This is a genomic window from Streptomyces sp. Qhu_M48, assembly GCF_051305195.1.
Lineage (GTDB): Bacteria > Actinomycetota > Actinomycetes > Streptomycetales > Streptomycetaceae > Streptomyces.
Genome location: NZ_CP195432.1, coordinates 5,293,588 through 5,311,326, shown reverse-complemented (window position 1 = coordinate 5,311,326; position 17,739 = coordinate 5,293,588). Strand labels below are relative to the sequence as shown.

The 17,739-nt window shown below is 73.3% G+C and carries 19 protein-coding genes; 11 read left to right on the top strand and 8 right to left on the bottom strand.

The features are described from left to right. Window positions 1-64: 64 nt before the first annotated feature. Window positions 65-964: an alpha/beta hydrolase gene (locus ACRRSS_RS24005; protein WP_435973189.1), complete on the top strand. Its 900-nt coding sequence runs from the start codon at window positions 65-67 to the stop codon at window positions 962-964. 49 nt (window positions 965-1,013) lie between these two features. On the opposite strand, the gene ACRRSS_RS24000 is transcribed toward ACRRSS_RS24005, so the two are convergent. Both ACRRSS_RS24000 and ACRRSS_RS23995 read right to left on the bottom strand, forming a co-directional pair. Next, window positions 1,014-1,688 (bottom strand): TetR/AcrR family transcriptional regulator, encoded by a 675-nt coding sequence (locus ACRRSS_RS24000; RefSeq protein WP_435973188.1) that lies wholly within the window; start codon window positions 1,686-1,688, stop codon window positions 1,014-1,016. A gap of 105 nt (window positions 1,689-1,793) precedes the next feature. Further along, entirely contained in the window at window positions 1,794-2,588 is a 795-nt protein-coding gene (locus ACRRSS_RS23995; protein ID WP_435973187.1) for an IclR family transcriptional regulator, read from the bottom strand. Window positions 2,589-2,788: 200 nt separating this feature from the next. On the opposite strand from ACRRSS_RS23995, the gene ACRRSS_RS23990 reads away from it, so the two are divergent. From ACRRSS_RS23990 to ACRRSS_RS23960, 7 genes are all read left to right on the top strand, one after another. Next, on the top strand, window positions 2,789-2,914 hold the full coding sequence (locus ACRRSS_RS23990) for a putative leader peptide (protein ID WP_435973186.1): 126 nt from the start codon (window positions 2,789-2,791) through the stop codon (window positions 2,912-2,914). A gap of 503 nt (window positions 2,915-3,417) precedes the next feature. After that, complete coding sequence (locus ACRRSS_RS23985) at window positions 3,418-4,458, top strand: ABC transporter substrate-binding protein (RefSeq protein ID WP_435973185.1); 1,041 nt, start codon at window positions 3,418-3,420, stop codon at window positions 4,456-4,458. Between the two features lie 137 nt (window positions 4,459-4,595). Further along, entirely contained in the window at window positions 4,596-5,615 is a 1,020-nt protein-coding gene (locus ACRRSS_RS23980; protein WP_435973184.1) for an ABC transporter substrate-binding protein, read from the top strand. Next, on the top strand, window positions 5,612-6,523 hold the full coding sequence (locus ACRRSS_RS23975; RefSeq protein ID WP_435973183.1) for an ABC transporter permease: 912 nt from the start codon (window positions 5,612-5,614) through the stop codon (window positions 6,521-6,523). The genes ACRRSS_RS23980 and ACRRSS_RS23975 overlap by 4 nt, the downstream gene beginning before the upstream one ends. After that, window positions 6,520-7,332, top strand: a complete 813-nt coding sequence (locus ACRRSS_RS23970; RefSeq protein WP_435973182.1) for an ABC transporter ATP-binding protein — start codon at window positions 6,520-6,522, stop codon at window positions 7,330-7,332. Before ACRRSS_RS23975 ends, ACRRSS_RS23970 begins: the two co-directional genes overlap by 4 nt. Further along, window positions 7,329-8,192, top strand: a complete 864-nt coding sequence (locus ACRRSS_RS23965) for an ABC transporter substrate-binding protein (protein ID WP_435973181.1) — start codon at window positions 7,329-7,331, stop codon at window positions 8,190-8,192. The genes ACRRSS_RS23970 and ACRRSS_RS23965 overlap by 4 nt, the downstream gene beginning before the upstream one ends. Window positions 8,193-8,197: 5 nt before the next feature. Next, complete coding sequence (locus ACRRSS_RS23960; protein ID WP_435973180.1) at window positions 8,198-9,280, top strand: LLM class flavin-dependent oxidoreductase; 1,083 nt, start codon at window positions 8,198-8,200, stop codon at window positions 9,278-9,280. Here ACRRSS_RS23960 and ACRRSS_RS23955 read toward each other — a convergent pair. Next, window positions 9,270-10,130, bottom strand: coding sequence for a hypothetical protein (locus ACRRSS_RS23955; RefSeq protein ID WP_435973179.1), 861 nt, complete (start codon window positions 10,128-10,130; stop codon window positions 9,270-9,272). The genes ACRRSS_RS23960 and ACRRSS_RS23955 overlap by 11 nt on opposite strands. 229 nt (window positions 10,131-10,359) lie before the next feature. On the opposite strand from ACRRSS_RS23955, the gene ACRRSS_RS23950 reads away from it, so the two are divergent. Next, on the top strand, window positions 10,360-10,617 hold the full coding sequence (locus ACRRSS_RS23950; RefSeq protein ID WP_435973178.1) for a WhiB family transcriptional regulator: 258 nt from the start codon (window positions 10,360-10,362) through the stop codon (window positions 10,615-10,617). A gap of 25 nt (window positions 10,618-10,642) precedes the next feature. On the opposite strand, the gene ACRRSS_RS23945 is transcribed toward ACRRSS_RS23950, so the two are convergent. The 4 genes from ACRRSS_RS23945 to ACRRSS_RS23930 form a co-directional block, all read right to left on the bottom strand. Continuing rightward, entirely contained in the window at window positions 10,643-11,617 is a 975-nt protein-coding gene (locus tag ACRRSS_RS23945; RefSeq protein ID WP_435973177.1) for an acyl-ACP desaturase, read from the bottom strand. Between the two features lie 625 nt (window positions 11,618-12,242). Continuing rightward, complete coding sequence (locus ACRRSS_RS23940) at window positions 12,243-13,910, bottom strand: ABC-F family ATP-binding cassette domain-containing protein (protein ID WP_435973176.1); 1,668 nt, start codon at window positions 13,908-13,910, stop codon at window positions 12,243-12,245. A gap of 287 nt (window positions 13,911-14,197) precedes the next feature. Next, window positions 14,198-14,557 (bottom strand): SsgA family sporulation/cell division regulator, encoded by a 360-nt coding sequence (locus ACRRSS_RS23935; RefSeq protein ID WP_351901356.1) that lies wholly within the window; start codon window positions 14,555-14,557, stop codon window positions 14,198-14,200. Between the two features lie 224 nt (window positions 14,558-14,781). Further along, window positions 14,782-15,324: a (4Fe-4S)-binding protein gene (locus tag ACRRSS_RS23930; RefSeq protein WP_435973175.1), complete on the bottom strand. Its 543-nt coding sequence runs from the start codon at window positions 15,322-15,324 to the stop codon at window positions 14,782-14,784. A 76-nt stretch (window positions 15,325-15,400) separates the two neighbouring features. Between ACRRSS_RS23930 and ACRRSS_RS23925 the strand changes: the two genes are divergently transcribed. Then, entirely contained in the window at window positions 15,401-16,519 is a 1,119-nt protein-coding gene (locus tag ACRRSS_RS23925; RefSeq protein WP_435973174.1) for a WD40/YVTN/BNR-like repeat-containing protein, read from the top strand. 58 nt (window positions 16,520-16,577) lie between these two features. Here the strand turns inward: ACRRSS_RS23925 and ACRRSS_RS23920 are convergent, their stop codons facing one another. After that, entirely contained in the window at window positions 16,578-16,877 is a 300-nt protein-coding gene (locus ACRRSS_RS23920; protein WP_435973173.1) for a YciI family protein, read from the bottom strand. 139 nt (window positions 16,878-17,016) lie between these two features. Here ACRRSS_RS23920 and ACRRSS_RS23915 point away from each other — a divergent pair, with 139 nt between their 5' ends. Then, the gene (locus ACRRSS_RS23915; RefSeq protein WP_435973172.1) at window positions 17,017-17,712 is read left to right on the top strand and encodes an endonuclease V; all 696 of its coding nucleotides are present in this window, start codon (window positions 17,017-17,019) and stop codon (window positions 17,710-17,712) included. Window positions 17,713-17,739: the final 27 nt, after the last annotated feature.

Here is a 17,739-nt window from a genome sequence, read left to right as displayed (position 1 = left end):
ATAAAACAACACGAACGGTCGTGCTAGCATTTTTACCTGCCCAGGACGACCGAGGAGATCCGGCATGTACCCGATGGCTCCGCTCATCCGCACCGCCCTGAACGCCACCGCCCGCGTCGCCCCCGGCCCCGCCGGCCGCTGGGCCTTCCACCTCTTCGTCCGCCCCCTCGGCAGGGCACGGGTGAAACCCGGGGAGGAGGCGCTGCTCGCCACCGCGCGCACCGGGCACCTCCGGGTCCGGGGCAAGGACGTCGTCACCTACGCCTGGGGCGACGGCAGCCGTCCCGTCCTCCTCGTCCACGGCTGGTCCTCACGCGCCTCGCGCCTCACCGCCTTCGCCGAGGCGCTGCTCGCCCGCGGCTACAGTCCGGTCGCCTTCGACGCGCCCGGCCACGGCGACTCCCCGGGACGGGCGACCAACATCCTCGAATACCGCGAGATCATCCGGGAGTTGCACGCGCGCCACGGCGACTTCGACGCCGTCGTCGCCCACTCCTTCGGCGTCCTCGCCTCCCTCTTCGCCCTCCGCGACGGCGTGCGGACGGACCGGTTCGTCGGGCTCGGCGGCGTCGGCTCCTTCGACCTGCTGCTCGCCGGCTTCCAGGCCGGCCTCGGCCTCGACGACCGGGTCGTCCGGTGCATGCGCGACCATGTGGAGCGGCGGCTCGCGCCGGGAGAGCCCGGCGTCTGGGACCGCTTCGGTGCCGACCGGGAGCCCGGCCAACTCGGCGCTCCCGTGCTGCTGTTCCACGACGAGAGTGACGACATGGTGCCGCCCGCCCAGTCGAGGCTCCTCGCCCGGGCCCACGGCGACAGGGCCCGGCTCGTCGCCACCCGGGGCCTCGGCCACCGCCGCATCCTGCTGGACCCGGCGGTCGTGACGGAGGCGATGGAATTCCTGACGGCCCCGGCCGTGGAGCCGTCGGCCGTGGAGCCGTCGGAGGGGCGGGTGACCGCGCGCTGAGTCGGTACGCCTCGGGCGTGTTCGTCGACCGCCCTGCCGACGCGCCGCGTCAGCGCCCCTCGGCGTCGAGTCCGTCCCGGCCCCGGTTCGTGGCGGAGGCGCGCAGTCGGGCGGCGACTCCCCGTTCGGCGCGGACGTAGGCCGTGGTGTCGCCGAAGAGGACGGACTGCGCGTTGGCCGCCTCCATCAGGGCGATCACCTCGAACGCCAGCTGTTCCACATCGAGGTCCTCGGCGAAGTCCCCTACCGCCTGAGCCTCCGTCAGGGCCTGTTCCACGTAGGCGTTCCAGTCGCGGCGGGTCCCGGCGACGGCGTCGTGGACCGGACCCGTACGGGCGTCGAACTCCGCCGAGACCGCGTAGAAGAAGCAGCCGCCCGCGAACACCCTGCCCGAGGAGTACGCGAGCCAGTTCCGGCACAGCTCGTGGACCCGCCGCGCACCCGGCGGCACGTCCTTGAGGGGCGTGACGACGTGCTCGGCGAATACGGCCACGGCGGCCCTGATCGTGGCGAGCTGGAGCTCCTCCTTGGAGCCGAAGAGGGCGAAGACGCCACTCTTGCTCAGCCGCAGCTCGGTCGCGATCCGCCCCAGCGACAGGCCTTCGAGACCCTCGACCGAGGCGATGTCCATGGTCCGGCCGAGCACCAGGCGCCGGGTCTGGTTCCCGCGCTCGACGCGCCCGTCCGTCTTGGTCCCGGCGCCGCCGCCGGTGCTGCCGCTCATGTGCCCATGATACTGAACGCACGACCGTGCGGAAATCTTGGGCGCGCAGGTCGGCGGGTGCGCGGTCGATCGGGTGAGCAGGTGTGCGGCGGGGCGGGCAGGCTCCTAGCCGGTCCGTTCTCCGGGGTCGCGCCGCTCCGAGGGGGTCAGCAGAAGGACCTCAAGGGCGCGGGCGCAGGACCGTGCCTGCGCCAGGTACCAGTCGAGCCGCGCGTCGGTGATCAGCTCCGGCGTCGCGCGGACCGCCAGCGCGAACCGCGCGTGCCCCGTCCGCTCCAGGACCGGCACGGCGACCGTCCGCACCCCGAGGGCTGACTCGCCGTCGTTGAGGGCGTAACCCGCCTCCCGTACCCGCGCCAACTCGGCCGTCAGGGCGGGCGGTTCGACGATCGTCCGCTCGGTGAACGCGTACAGCGGCGGCAGCGAGCGCGGGCCCGCCTCGCCCGCGCGGGGCCAGGCGAGCAGCACCTTCCCGAGCGCCGTCGAGTGCAGCGGCCTGCGCAGCCCCACCTTCGGTGTCACCGAGCCACCCGCCACGATCACCACGTGCGGTCCGCTGCGCAGGGCCAGATCGGCGGTGGCGCCCGTCCGTTCGGCGAGATCGGACAGCTCGGGGGCGGCCAGATGCAGCCCCCGCTGGTGGTACGAGAGGCGGCCCAGCTCCGTCATCGCCGGGCCGAGCCGGTAGCGGGCGGTCCGGGCGTCCTGTTCGAGGAAGCCCGCGCCGAGCAGGGTCCGGGCGAGGCGGTGCGCGGTGGAGGTGGAGAGCCCGAGCCGCCGCGCCAGGTCGGAGGCGCTGAGGTCGGGCCCGTTGTCGTGGAAACAGTGCAGCACGTCCAGTGCGCGGCGGACCGCCTGGGCGCCCGCCGGGGGTCGGGCGATGCCGGCCTCGGTCGTCATAGGGTTCGCTCCCCGTGGGTGATCGGGCTCCCACGCTCCCACATGGCGGGAGCCGATTCAGGGCTCCGGGGCGGTCGGAAACACGCCGTTCATACGCAATCCCACATCGTGGGAGACGAGTTGTCGGAGGTCGAGCATCCGTGGCAAGGTTCCGGCCAAGCCACCACAGCGGCGCCGAACCGAAGGGAGCAAGGCCGGTCATGAACGGACGACGTACCGCACGACGTGGCGCACGATGTGCGCCCACCGCCTCTCCCGCACCGCTCGGACTCACCCGTCGCCGCCACATCGACCTGGGGCGCGTCGCAGGGGCCGGCTGTCGCTGACACGGCTCGTCGCCTGACGCCAGTGGCGCTGACGACGCTCGTCTCGGACGAGGCCTGTCGCTGATCGTCGCCCTCGGACGGCGCCCTTCGCCGGGGTTCGCTTCTCGGCCTCGTGCGGTCAGCGGGCCCAGGGTGGTCAGCGGACAGACGATGGCCAGCGGGCCGACGACGGTCAGCAGGCCGACGATGGTCAGCGGACGGACGACGGTCGGCAGGCCGATGGCGGCCGGCCGGGTGAGCCGGTCCCTCGGTCCTCTCCGGTCCAGCCTTGTCCCACCCGGTTTCCGGTTCCCCTGGTCTTCCCGTTCCCCCGGTTCTCCAGTCCCCCCGGTTCTTCAGTCCCCCCGGCCTTCCGGCTCCGCGATCCTCTCCGGATCCATCCGGTCCGGCGCGCCGTTCCTTCCCCGCTCCGTCACTGGCGCGTGATCGTGCGACCTGCCGTCGCACCCCACGCACCCTCCGCTGCCCCCGCCGTCCTCCCACCACACCCCGGGAAGCCCTCCATGCCGCACGCCCGCGTTCCCGACACGCTCTGGTTCACCCGTTGCCCCGTTCCCACCGCCACCGGTATCGCCGCCGATCGAGGCTGGCTGGCGGGCGAGTTCGCACCGGACGGCATCGCCGTCCGCTCGCTCCAGGACGCGGAACCCGGCGCCGACCGTGCCACCCACTTCACCCACGCCCTTCCGGGACTCCTCCGCGAGGGTGGCAACGTGCCCGCGCTGTGGGCCCGTTCGCGAGGTGAACGGACCCGGCTCATCGGCCTCACCTGGATCGAGGAGCGCCAGGTGGTGCTCGTCGCTCCCGGCTCCCCGGTGCGCGGCGCCGCCGCGCTGCGCGGTCTCCGTCTGGCCCTGCCCAGGCACTCCGTCCCCATCGACTTCTGGCGGGCGATGGCCCTGCGCGGCTTCGAGGGTGTCCTCGCCTCCGCCGGGTACGGGCTCGGCGACGCGGTCCTCGTCGACGTACCCGCCGACGGTCACCAGGGTCAGTGGGCCGCCGAGCTGGGCGCCCTGCGCCGGGGAGAGGTCGACGCCGTCTACGTGAAGGGTGCCCTCGCCGTCGAGGCGGCCCGCCGCGCCGGGGCCGAGGTGGCCGTGGAACTCGACTCCCTCCCCGATCCCGCCCACCGCGTCAACAACGGCACCCCGCGCCCCCTCACCGTGCACCAGGACCTCCTGGACGAACACCCCGAGCTCGTCGCCCGTTTCCTGGCCGTCCTGCTCCGTGCCGCCGACTGGGCGGCCGGTGAGCCGGCCGAGGTCGCCCGCATCCTCGGGGCCGAGACGGGGGCGGGCCCGGAGGGGGTCGCGGGTGCCTACCGGCCCGGCACCCACCGCACCCTGCACCCGGACCTGTCCGGCACCCGGCTCGACCTGCTGGCCCGGCAGGAGGAGGCCCTGCGTGCCCACGGCTTCCTGCCCGAGGCCGTGGACGTACGGAACTGGGCCGACCCGGAGCCGCTCCGGCTCGCCCGGCAGCTCACGGCAGCCGCCCCGCCGGCATCGACCCCGCCCGCGACGTCACCGCAGCCGGTCCCGTAGCCGCGCGAACACCGCACCACGCCCCGCCCCACCCCGGCGCCTCCCGCCCCCGAAGACTCACCCCCCCCGAAGACCTACCTGCCCACCGGCACCCGCCCCGCCCCACCGGCCCCCCCGACCCCCGAAGGACGACCGCCATGCGCCCCCTCACCCCGCTCGCCGTTCTGGCGGCCCTCGCCGCCCTCTCCACCCTCACCGCCTGCGGAGGCGCCGCGGACCCGGCCGCCGCTCAGGGCGGCGGCGGGGCGAAGGGAGCGAACGGCACGGTCACCATCCGTATCCCCGACCCCGGCAACGCCGGTGTCCTCGCCCGCGGCAAGAAGGACGGCAGCCTCGACAAGGCCCTCGCCGCGGTCGGCGCCAAGGTGGCGTGGACCGGCAGCGCCGGCCCCTTCGCCCCCGCCGCGCAGGCGATGAACGCCGACCAGCTCGACATCGCGACCGGTTCGATCACCTCCGGCATCACGTCCCTCTCGCAGAGCCCCGGCTTCGCCTTCTTCACGGCGACGGCCCCCGACCCCGTCGGCGAGGGCATCCTCGTCCGCGAGGGTTCGGACATCGACTCCGTGCGGGACCTCGTCGGCCGCAAGGTCGCCGTCAACAAGGGCGGCACCGGCGAGTACCTGCTCCTGAAGGCCCTCGCCAAGGCGGGTGTCCCCGCAGACAAGGTGGAGCGGGTCTATCTGCGCCCCGACCAGACGGCCGCCGTCTTCAACGCCGGTCAGGTCGACGCCTGGGCCGTCTGGTCCACCTACGCCGTCGCCGAGATCGGCTCGGGCAAGGCCCACTTCGTCGCCGACGGAACCGCCATCGGCTCCGACAACTACAGCCTCAACGCCGTCCGTTCGGGCTTCGTCAAGGAACACCCCGAGGTCGTCAAGGCGCTCTACGCCTACCTCCACGAGAACAGCGCCAAGGAGAAGCGGGACCCGGCCGCCTACCTGAACGTCTTCACCGACGCGGGCCCCACCGCGGTCAACGGCAAGGCCAAGGACGTCCAGATCGCCTTCACCGGCAAGGGCGGCACCGTCGACCCGATCCGGCCCGAGGACATCAAGCGCTTCGAGACCGTCGCCCGGTTCTACGCCGACCAGAAGGTGACGCCGAACAAGGTCGACATCGCCGCCCACCTCCTCGACATCGAGAAGCTGTCATGACGGCCACCGCTCCCGACTCCACGACGGCGAAGACGGCCACCGCCCCCGACTCCACGACGGCGAAGACCGGCACGGCGGCAGTCGACGCCGCCGTCGGACTCGTCGCACCACGCCCGCAGCTGCGCCGCCCCCGCTCCCGTACGTACTCCCTCACCGTCCGCGCCCTCGGCCCCGTCGCCCTCCTCGCCCTCTGGTGGTCCTCGTCCGCCACCGGCCTCCTCACCCCCGACGTCCTCGCGTCCCCGGTGCAGGTCATCGACGCGGTAGGGGAGTTGTGGGGCAACGGACAGTTACCGGACGCCCTCGCCACGTCCCTCACCCGCTCGGGCATCGGGCTCGTCATCGGTCTCGCGGTCGGGCTCACCCTCGGCATCACCACCGGCTTCACCCGGCTCGGCGACGAACTCCTCGACTCCTCGCTCCAGACCCTCCGCACCATCCCCTTCCTCTCCCTCGTCCCGCTCTTCATGGTCTGGTTCGGCATCAACGAGACCGCCAAGATCCTGCTCATCGCGGTCGCCACCACCTTCCCGATGTACGTCTCCACGGCCGGAGGCGTCCGCAACACCGACCCCAAGCTCGTCGAGGCCATGCGCAGCTTCGGCCTCGGCCGGCTCGCGATCGTCCGCCAGGTCGTCCTGCCCGGCGCGCTGCCCTCGCTCCTCGCCGGACTGCGGCTCTCCATGACGCTGAGCGTCATCGCGCTCATCGCCGCCGAGGAGATCAACGCCACCGAGGGCATCGGCTATCTGATGTCCCAGGCCCAGAGCTACGCCCGTACCGACATCCTCGCCGTCTGCATCCTCGTCTACGGCCTGCTCGGCCTGACCGCCGACGTCCTCGTCCGCGGTCTGGAGCGGGTCCTGATGCCCTGGCGGACGGCCGGCCCCGGGGGAGGAACCCGATGAGCGCGTCCACCACCACCCCGAGCACGGCGGTACGGGTACGGGGCCTGCGCCGGGTGTTCGGTACCCGCGCAGTCCTCGACGGACTCGAACTCTCCTTGGCCCGCGGCGAGTTCCTGGCCCTGCTCGGCGCGAGCGGCAGCGGCAAGACCACCCTCCTCCGTATCCTCGGCGCCCTCGACGGCGCCGACAGGGGAGAGGCGCTCGTTCCCGAGGCGCGCACCATCGTCTTCCAGGAACCCCGCCTCATCCCGTCCAAGAGGGTCCTCGCCAATGTGACCGTCGGCCTCCCGCGCGGAGCGGCGACCCGGGCGACCGGGCTGCGGGCCCTCGCGGAGGTCGGCCTGGAACGGCACGCCGACGCCTGGCCCGCCACCCTCTCCGGCGGCGAGGCCCAGCGGGTCGCGCTCGCCCGGGCGCTGGTCCGCGAGCCCGAACTCCTGCTCCTCGACGAGCCGTTCGCCGCCCTCGACGCGCTGACCAGGCTCCGTATGCAGGACCTGGTCGGCGAGCTGCGCCGGATCCACCGTCCCGCCGTCCTGCTCGTCACGCACGACGTCGACGAGGCCGTGCGCCTCGCGGACCGGGTCGCCGTCCTGCGCGACGGCCGCCTCGTCACGGACGAGCCCGTCACCGTCGCCCACCCCCGCGACCCCGGCGACCCGGCGTTCGTCGCGCTGCGCCGCCGTCTCCTCGCCGACCTGGGCGTCCACACGCCCGAGGAGGCACCCACCTCCGTACCCGCCCCCACCCCCGCCCCCACCCCTGCCCCCGCCCCCGCGCCCGTGTCTCTCGAAGGAGCGTCCGCATGACCGTCGTCATCGGTGTCCACCGCAGCAACCCCTCCCTCTACCACCTGTCCCGGCTCGGCTACGCGGAGGAGGAGCTCGCCGCGCTCGGCGAGACCGTGACCTGGCACCCGTACACCGACGGCGTCCGTACCGGCGCCCATCTCGCCGACGGCACCATCGACTTCGGCGGCACGGGCTCCACCCCGCCCGTCACCGCGCAGGCCGCGGGCCACGACATCGTCTACACGGCCGTCTCGGCGCCCCGCCCCGACCACGGCGCCCTCCTCGTCCCCGAGGACAGCCCGGTCCGCACCGTCGCCGACCTGAAGGGCGGCACCGTCCACCTCGCCGTCGGTTCCTGGCAGACCCACCTCGTGGCGAAGGCCCTGGACGACGCGGGGCTCTCGTACGCCACCGACATCACTCCCGTACGCGGCGACTCCGGCAGCGAGGGGAAACTGCGTTCCGGTGAGATCACCGCCTGGGTCGCCCAGGGTGCCGAGCTCGCGGCCGCCCGCCGCACCGGCGGACTGCGCACCCTGGTCCGTACCGGCGAGGTCATCAGCGACCGGTCCGTCTTCTTCACCCGGCGCGATCTGGCCGAGCGGCGGCCCGAGGTCGTCGAGGCGCTGACCCGGGCGCTGCGGCGGGCCGACGAGTGGGCCGCCGCCCACCCCCGAGAGGCCGCCGAGATCGCCGCCGCGGACCAGGGCGGCGCGGTCGACGACTGGGAGACGGCGCTGCGCGCCCTGCCCTGGACGATCGAGGCGGTCAGCGAGGAGTTCGTCGCCGAGCAGCAGCAGGCGGCCGACATCTTCCACCGCACCGGCTTCATCGACCGCGCGGTCACCGTCGCGGACGCCCTGCCCCGGAAGGCCTGAATCCCATGACCTCCCCGGCACCCGAAGTGCTCTGGTACATCATCCCGCGCGAAGGCGCCTACCCCTGGGAGCCGGCGGGCCGTCGTCCCGTCGACCTCGGCTACCTGACGCAGCTCGCCGGAACCGTCGAACGTCTCGGCTACACCGGCGCGTTGCTCGCCACCGACCTGTACGACGTGTGGCCGCTCGGTTCGGCGCTCGCGGCCTCCACCAGCACCCGCTTCAAGCCGCTCCTCGCCGTCCACCCCGGCCTGATCGCGCCCACCCTGCTCGCCAAGATGGCGCTGAGCTTCGACAACCTCTTCGGCGGACGGCTCCGCTTCAACGTCGTCAACGGCTCGACCGCCTCCCTCCGCGAGTACGGGCTCCACGTCGAGCACGACGAGCGGTACGAGCTGAGCGCCGAGTACTGGTCGATCGTGAAGCGGCTCACGGCGGGGGAGGTCTTCGACCACAAGGGGCGCTTCTACGACCTCAGGGGCGCGGGCGCCTCCTTCCGGGACCTGCGGCCGGTCCAGGAACCGTACGTGCCGCTCTGGTTCGGAGGTTCCTCGGCCCCCGGCATCGAGATGGCCGCCGAACACGTCGACGTCTACCTCACCTGGGGCGAGCCGCCGCACCTCCTGAAGGAGAAGCTCGACCGCGTGCGGGCCCGGGCCGCCGCCCACGGCCGTACCCTCCGCATCGGCCTGCGTCTCCACCTCATCGTCCGCGCCACCGAGGACGAGGCCTGGGCCGCGGCCGACCGGCTCCTCGACGTCACCAGCGAGGCGACGTACGCGCGGCAGCTCGGCGAGCGCGCGGGGGAGGACGGCGTCGGCTGGCAGCGCCAGTTCCGCCAGCACGGCGGCAGGGTTCCCGCCCACGCCCGCGAACTGGAGACCCACCCCAACCTCTGGCCCGGCATGGGCCTCTTCCGCCCCGGCCCGGGAACGGCGGTCGTCGGTTCCACGGCCCAGGTCGTGGAACGCCTCAAGGAGTACCAGGACCTGGGCGTGGACACGTTCATCCTCTCCGGCAACCCCCTCCTGGAGGAGGCCTACCGGGTCGCGGAGACGGTCCTCCCGGCTCTGGGCGTCACCCGCTGAGATCGAAGACGCACCACGCGGTGTACGGCTCGACCTGGACGTAGATCCTGCTCCCCCGGCCGACGACCCGCCGGCGGCCGAGGGGGGTGCCCGCGGGCAGGGTGAGCCGGCCGGCGGCCGTGGGTTCCACGGACGCCTCGGTGAGCTCCCCGTAGGCGAGCCGGTCGTGGTCCTCCCCGTAGCCGCCGAGGAAAGCGACCCGGTTCCCGTGGACCGCCACCGCCTTGGCGCCCCGCACGGTGTTGGTCCGCACCCTCATCTCCTGGTCCGGCCGGATCTCCAGGAGAGGGAAGTCGGTGTACGGGCAGGCCCAGGCGACGGATCGGGAGACGTTGAGGGCGTAGCAGTCCGTGATCCACGCGACTCCCGGGACGTGGTCGAGCACCTCGTGGATCTGGCCTGTGGCGCTCCACCGGCGGATGCCCAGGGGGTTCTCGTCGAAGTGCCCGACCCAGAGGTCACCGGCCGCGTCCACGAGCAGGTGCTCGATCGCGTCCCCGACGGAGAAGGTCCAGCTCTCGCGGCCGAGGGCGTCGAAGACCTGCACCTGGTTCCCGTCCTCGTACCGGCGGGCGCGGGAGGACGCGACGACGAAACCGCCGTCCGGCAGGCGGCCCAGGTGCGGCCACCGGGCCCGGACCGCGCTCAGCTCCGTGACCTCGGCGCCTCCGTCGTCGTGGACGGAGACGAACAGCGCGTCGTAGGGAGGGAGGTCGGCGCCCGGGTCCGGCAGGCGGTCGGCGAGCAGCCAGTGGGCGGCGCCGAAGGCGTCGACGGTACTGCCCAGGACATGGCGGGAGTGGTACGTGCGGGGCAGCCGGGCGTGGGGGACGAGGGCGGTCTTCCGCACGGGCGGGCTCTCCTGGGTGGGGCGGTCGCGGGGGTTCTGGCGCGCGGACGGCGGAACCCGGTGGTGCGCGACCGGCGGAGAGCGGGGCCGGGCGCCCACGCGGCACGGCCCTTTCCGATCGTCTTGCGGCGATCCTCGCCCATGCCCCGAGGGGTGACGATCCCCTTCGGCGCGCCGCATTGATCGAACGTTGATGGCTCGTTTACGACGCTCCGGCAGCGTGTACGGCATGCAGACCTACACGAGCGTACTGACCGCACCGGAGCCCGACATGACCTGGCAGGAGAACGCGCTGTGCGCCCAGGCCGGACCGGAGTTCTTCTTCCCGGCCCCCGGCTCCTCGACCCGCGAGGCGAAGCAGCTCTGCGGAGCCTGCGAGGGGCGCGTGGCCTGCCTGGAGTACGCGCTGAGCCACGACGAGCGCTTCGGCGTGTGGGGCGGCCTCTCCGAGAAGGAGCGGGGGCGGCTCAAGCGGCAGAGCCGCTGAACCGCCCCGGCATCACCGGCGGATATCAGCCCGCCTTGCGCGCGGCCAGCCGCGCCTTGCGGGCCGCGAGCTTCTCGTCGAACTTGCTCGCCTCGGAGTCCAGGCCGTCCATGTACAGCCCCAGCTCCTCCTGGGCGCGCAGGCCCTCCGGGCCGAGGCCGTCGATCTGGAGGACCTTGAGGAAGCGCAGCACGGGCTGGAGGACGTCGTCGTGGTGGATGCGCATGTTGTAGATCTCGCCGATCGCCATCTGCGCCGCCGCCCGCTCGAAGCCGGGCATGCCGTGTCCGGGCATCCGGAAGTTGACCACGACGTCCCGCACGGCCTGCATGGTGAGGTCGGGGGCGAGCTCGAAGGCCGCTCCCAGCAGGTTGCGGTAGAAGACCATGTGCAGGTTCTCGTCGGTGGCGATGCGGGCGAGCATCCGGTCGCACACGGGGTCGCCGGACTGGTGGCCGGTGTTGCGGTGCGAGATGCGGGTGGCGAGCTCCTGGAAGGCGACGTACGCCACGGAGTGCAGCATCGAGTGCCGGTTGTCGGACTCGAAGCCCTCGCTCATGTGCGCCATCCGGAACTGCTCCAGCTTGTCCGGGTCGACGGCGCGCGAGGCCAGCAGGTAGTCCCGCATCACGATGCCGTGCCGGCCCTCCTCGGCGGTCCAGCGGTGCACCCAGGTGCCCCAGGCGCCGTCGCGGCCGAAGAGGCTGGCGATCTCGTGGTGGTAGCTCGGGAGGTTGTCCTCGGTGAGCAGGTTGACGACGAGGGCGATCTTGCCGATCTCGGTCACCTTGGACTGCGCCGGGTCCCAGGCCTCGCCGTCCTCGAAGAAGCCGGGGAAGTTGCGGGCGTCGGACCAGGGCACGTACTCGTGCGGCATCCAGTCCTTGGTGACCTTGAGGTGCCGGTTGAGCTCCTTCTCCACGACCTCTTCCAGCGCATAGAGCAGCCGGGCGTCGGTCCACCCTGCCGAGCTGTCGAGGTGGGGAGAAGTGAGCGTCACGGGGACTCCTGGGGACGGAGAGGGGCGAACGGGCGTACCTACGGATTCGTAGGTTACGAGACCGTAGGTTAAGGCTCCGTAAGGCGTCGGCCAAGCCCGTCCCGACGATGTCCGGTTACGTTCCGTTATGCGCGCTGCTCGGACGGGGTGCTGGAGACGCAGGTCACGTCCGGGACACCCCCTGGCGGCCGGTCGGCTGACTACGCAGTGCAGCCGTTCGGCGGCTCAGGGCACGCGCCCGGCCCGGCGGCTCGGAGCGCCCGCTGCCCTCTCGTCCGGACCGCCGGGTGGCGCCCCCTCCGCCCGGACCGCCGCCCGATGCCCCTCGCCCGGACCGCGCCCCGCGGCTCAGAGCAGATGGTCGGCGGCGCCGGACTTCACCGCGGAGAGTCAGTGCCCGAAGGGCCTCCACCGAGTCGCTGACGCACGCGTCGGGGCTGAGGGTCGAGCCGATGTACGCCCGGCCCGCGTCGTCGAGGAGTGCCGCGACCGCCGCGGCCGCAGCATGTGGCTGCTGGCCGCGGCGGTCGACGCGCACGGAGGGGACTGGGGACTCGCCCCCGTCCTCACTCCCGGCGGCGGCACGAAGTCCTGGGCCCTGCTCCACCGTTAGCCCCGGAGACCGCTACCGCCCGGGAACCGCCCCACCGGCGACGGGACCCGGCGCCGTCTCCCGTACCTCCTCCGCGGTCGTCGGCCTCAGCTCACCGTCGAGCAGCAGCCAGCGGGTGATGCCCAGCGACTCCAGGAACGTCACGTCGTGGCTCGCCACGACCAGCGCCCCCTCGTACGCGTCGAGGGCCGCCGTCAGCTTCCGTACCGACGCCATGTCCAGGTTGTTCGTCGGCTCGTCCAGCATCAGCAACTGTGGCGCCGGCTCCGCGAGGAGCAGTGCCGCGAGCGTCGCCCTGAACCGCTCCCCGCCCGACAGGGTGCCCACGGCCTGGTCGGCCCGCGCCCCCCGGAACAGGAACCGGGCCAGCCGCGCCCTGATCGCGTTCCCCGTCGCCGTGGGCGCGAACCGGGCCACGTTCTCCACCACACTCAACCCGTCGTCGAGGACGTCGAGCCGCTGCGGCAGGAAGCGGAGCGGCACCCGCGCCTCCGCCTCGCCCGAGAGCGGCTCGACCTCCCCGGCGATCGTCCGCAGCAGCGTCGTCTTTCCAGCGCCGTTCCTGCCGCCCAGCGCGACCCGCTCCGGCCCGCGCAGCTCGAACGCGCCGGCCACCCGAGCCCCGTACCGCAGCTCCAGATCCCGCAGGAACAGCACCTCGCGGCCCGGCGGCACCGAGGTCCGCGGCAGCTCGACCCGGATCTCGTCGTCGTCCCGCACCGCCTCCACCGCCGCGTCCAGCCGCTCCCGGGCCTCCGAGAGGCGCTCCGTGTGCAGCGCCCGGTGCTTGCCGGCCGAGACCTGGGCCTCGCTCCTGCGGTTGTTCGCGACGATCTTCGGTACGACCTTGTTCTCGAAGCTCTTCTGCCCGAACCGTCTCCGGCGGGCCAACTTCACCTGGGCGTCGGAGAGTTCCCGCTTCTGCCGCTGGACGTCGGCCTCGGCGACGCGGACCATCCGCTCCGCCGCCTCCTGCTCGGCGGCGAGCGCCGCCTCGTAGTCGGAGTAGGCGCCGCCGTACCAGGCGACGGAGCCGTCCCGCAGATCGGCGATCTGGTCGACCCGCTCCAGGAGTTCACGGTCGTGGCTGACCACGACCAGGACACCGGACCAGTTCTCCACCGCCTCGTACAGTCGCGCGCGGGCGTGCCGGTCCAGGTTGTTGGTCGGCTCGTCGAGGAGCAGGACGTCGGGGCGGGCGAGCAACAGCGCGGCGAGGCGCAGCAGCACGGACTCCCCGCCCGAGACCTCGCCGACGGTCCGGTCGAGGCCGACGGAATCGAGCCCGAGCTGGTCGAGGGTGGCACGGGCCCGCTCCTCCACGTCCCAGTCGTCGGCGAGGGCGGTGAAGTGCTCCTCCGCCGGGTCGCCCGCCTCGATGGCGTGCAGGGCGGTGCGCTTGGCCGCGATGCCGAGGATCTCGTCCACCCGACGTGAGGTGTCCAGGACCAGGTTCTGGGGGAGGTAGCCGAGTTCACCGGTGACCCGGACCGTGCCGGAGACCGGAGCGAGCTCGCCCGCGATCAGCTTCAGGAGGGTGGACTTGCCGGAGCCGTTGAGTCCGACGAGCCCCGTTCGGCCGGGGCCGACCGAGAGCCGGAAGTCGTCGAGGACCTCGGTGCCGTCGGGCCAGGAGAAGGAGAGGGACGTGCAGGTGATGAAGGTGGGGTGATGCGCCATGGGGGCCTCCCGGATGCGTGAGCGCGAGCGTGACGTGATGCGACGCGTGGAGACACCGGGGCGCGGGCAGTCGGAGGAACGGCTCGTACGCCGAGGTCGAGAACGGCACACGCGGCTCACAGGGCACGCGCGGCGCGGTGTCTCGCAACCTCAGACGAGCAACGTCCTTCTCCGATCTGATGACGACAGGTCGTTACGGACCGTACGCCGGGGCGCGGGAGGGCGGCAAACGATTTAAGCGGCGACGCGCGTGAGGGAGGGGGAAAGGGCCGGTGGCGGCCGGGCCGCTACGGGCGCTCGTCCAGCAGCTCCGTGAGGTCCTCGTCCCAGTCCAGGTACTGGTGCTCACGGCCCGCCGGCACCAGATGCTGCGAGGCCTCCAGGAAGCGACGCAGCTCCGAGGTCCGGACGTGGACCATGGCCACCCCCTCGGGAGCGTGGAACTCGACCACCGTCCGGTCGTACCCGTACGGGCGCAGGCGTACGTCCCCGACACCGGCCGGCCGCTCGACGCCCTGCACCAGGAGCTCACGGGCGAAGGCCCACGAGACCTCGACACCCTCCAGGGTCGCGGGCGGCGGGAAGGCCATGCTCACCGCGTACGGGTCCTCGCGGTCGTACCGCAGAGTGGCGGGGACGGTCTCCATCCGCGGAGCGGATGCGACCAGACGGGCCTGGACGGCCTGCTCGATGACGACGGCGGACAAGACCGGCTCCTCTCACACGGGCTTCGGATCCTGTGCGTCTCCCCGACACCAGGGCACCTGACACCTGGCTAGACGAGCGGAACGGCCGGAACGTGCACTCCAGGACCACGTGACCTGCGTCACCGAGCTCGGACCGACGGCGGTACGGGGCGCATCGGCGCAGGTCAACGCTGTTCTTCCAGGTCGTCGTCGGGTTCGGCGCACGGACCGGAGTGATCGCAGTACGGCTGGTTTCCGGAGGCTCCGCAGCCGCACGGGACCACCCGGGTCTCCTGCCGCTCGCCGTACGCGCCCGCCATAAGGAGGTCTCCGCGCGGGACGAGTCGGCCGGAGGGGGTGCGGCGCACGGTCGTGGGGGAGTCGGGGGGTTCCGCGGAGCCGTCGGCCGGGTGGTACCGCAGCGCGCCGGAGGGGCGGCGGCGGACGGCCTCGGCGACGAGACCGGTCCCGGCGGCGTCGGTCAGCACCCATGGGTGCCGCGACGGGTCGAAGACCTCGGGCAGGCCGTGGACGCACTCGGCCGCGTGCAGGCAGCGGCGTGGCTCGAAGGTGACGGTGATGCCCTCGCCCTCGTATTCCTTGAGCTTCGGCCTCTCGTCGGGCCCGCCCTCGTACTCCTTGAGCTTGGGCTTTCCGTCGGGCCCGCCCTCGTACTCCTTGAGTTTCGGCTTCTCGTCGGGCCCGCCCTCGCCCGTGCGGTGGGTCATGGCACCCAGCCTGGGAACGCCCCTCGGGGGACGCACCCTGGACGGGGAGCGGCCGGGGGTACTAGCTTCCGGCGCCATGACGTCCATGGGGAAGACGAGACGAATGATGTCGGTGGGGCTGATCGGGGCGGCGCTCGCGCTGACCCTGGCCGCCCCGGCGCGCGCAGGGGCGACGCCCGCGGCCGCGCTCGACGGGCGGACGGCGGAGACAGGGGCCACCGCGATCGGCTGGCATCTGACGCCGACCGGTACCGACGCCCGGTTCCGCGGCCTCGCGGCGGTCGACCGCCGCACCGCCTGGGCCGCCGGCTCGAAGGGCACGGTGCTGCGGACCACCGACGGCGGCCGGAGCTGGCGGAACGTGTCGCCGCCGGGCGCCGCCGAGCTCGAGTTCCGTGACGTGGAGGCCTTCGACGCCCGCCGCGCCGTCGTCCTCGCCATCGGGGAGGGCGAGGCCTCGCGCGTGCTGCGCACCGAGGATGGCGGCGCCACCTGGACCGAGGCGTTCCGCAACACCGATCCGCGCGCCTTCTACGACTGCATGACCTTCTTCGACCGCCGGCACGGACTCGCCATGAGCGACCCGGTCGACGGGAAGTACCGCATCCTCTCCACCCGGGACGGCGGCCGTTCCTGGAAGGTGCTCCCGAACGCCGGGATGCCCGACGCGCTGCCCGGCGAGGCCGGTTTCGCGGCGAGCGGCCAGTGCCTGGTGTCGGCCGGCCCCCGGGACGTGTGGCTGGCGACGGGTGGCGGCGCCACCGCGCGCGTGCTCCACTCCGCGGACCGGGGCCTGACCTGGACCGCCACCGTCGCGCCGATCCCCGCGGGAGACCCGGCCCGGGGCGTCTTCGGGCTCGCCTTCCGCGACCGCGCGCACGGCATCGCCGTCGGCGGGGACTACCGCAAGGACCAGCCGTCCCCGCGGGCGGCGGCGGTCACCGGTGACGGGGGCCGCACCTGGCGCGCCTCGGCGACACCCCCGCCCGCCTACCGCTCCGGCGTGGCCTGGCTCCCGCACAGCGGGAACGCGGCGCTCGCGGTCGGACCGACGGGCACGGACCTCACCACGGACGGCGGCCGCACCTGGCGCACGGTCGACACCGGCTCGTACGACACGGTGGACTGCACCCGCGACGGCTCCTGCTGGGCCTCCGGCGAGAAGGGCAGGATCGCCCGCCTCACCGGTCGCTGACGAGCGCGGCCCGGAGCCGGGCGGGCGAGGGCGGTAAGGGGGCGAGCGCGTACCGGGATCAGGAGGGGAGCTGCTCCCGGTACGCGGCGAGGTCGTCGGCCGTCTTCGTCGCGTAGAACTCCGTGATCCGGTACGCGCACACGCCCTCGACGCTGAACGGGTCGGCCGCCGCGATCTTCTCGATCTCCGCGCGGTCGACCCCGGCGGCCAGGATCACCCCGCCGTCGCGCGGGTTCTTCCGCCCCGATGCGAGGAACACGCCGGCGGCGTACTGCGCGTCGAGCCACTCGATGTGCGCGTCGAGCAGCGCGTCCGCCCGCTCGACGGGCGCGGTGTAGGTCAATTCCAGTACGAACATGATCGCCAGGCTACCCGCGCGGCCCGGACACCCGCGGACCGTCCCACCAACCGGACCGCCCTCCGCGACGCCCCGCCCCACGTTTCCCCGCCGCGGGCCTGGGAGCCGGCCGGCGGCCGAACATAGGGTGACCCGCATCATGACGATCATCGACATTCCGGCGGGCTGGCCCGCCGACGAGACCGCCGCCCGGGCCGTCCAGCAGGAGCTGCGCGGGCGCCTCGTACGCGACGAGGAGGGGCCGGAGGCCGGCCGGGGGCACGTCACGGGGCTCGACGTGGCCTACGACGACGAGCGCGACCTCGTCGCCGCGGCGGCCGTCGTCCTCGACGCGCGGACCCTGGAGGTGGTGGAGGAGGCCACGGCCGTCGGCCGGGTGTCCTTCCCGTACGTCCCCGGGCTCCTCGCCTTCCGCGAGATCCCGACGGTCCTCGCCGCCCTCGACCGCCTCACCGCCGATCCCGGCCTCCTCGTCTGCGACGGCTACGGCCTCGCCCACCCCCGTCGCTTCGGCCTCGCCAGCCACCTCGGGGTGCTCACCGGCCGGCCGTCCATCGGCGTCGCGAAGAACCCCTTCACCTTCACGTACGAGCAACCCGGCTCGGCACGCGGCGACTTCGCCCCGCTCCTGGCCGGCGGCGAGGAGGTGGGGCGGGCCCTGCGGACCCGCGCCGGGGTGAAGCCCGTGTTCGTCTCCGTCGGCCACCGGGTCTCCCTGGCCAACGCCTGCGCCCACACCCTCCACCTCACCCCCCGCTACCGCATCCCGGAGACCACCCGCCACGCCGACTCCCTCTGCCGCCGCGCCCTGACGGAGGCACTCGGGGCGGTCTGAACCCGGGTGCGTCCGATGGGGTGGGCG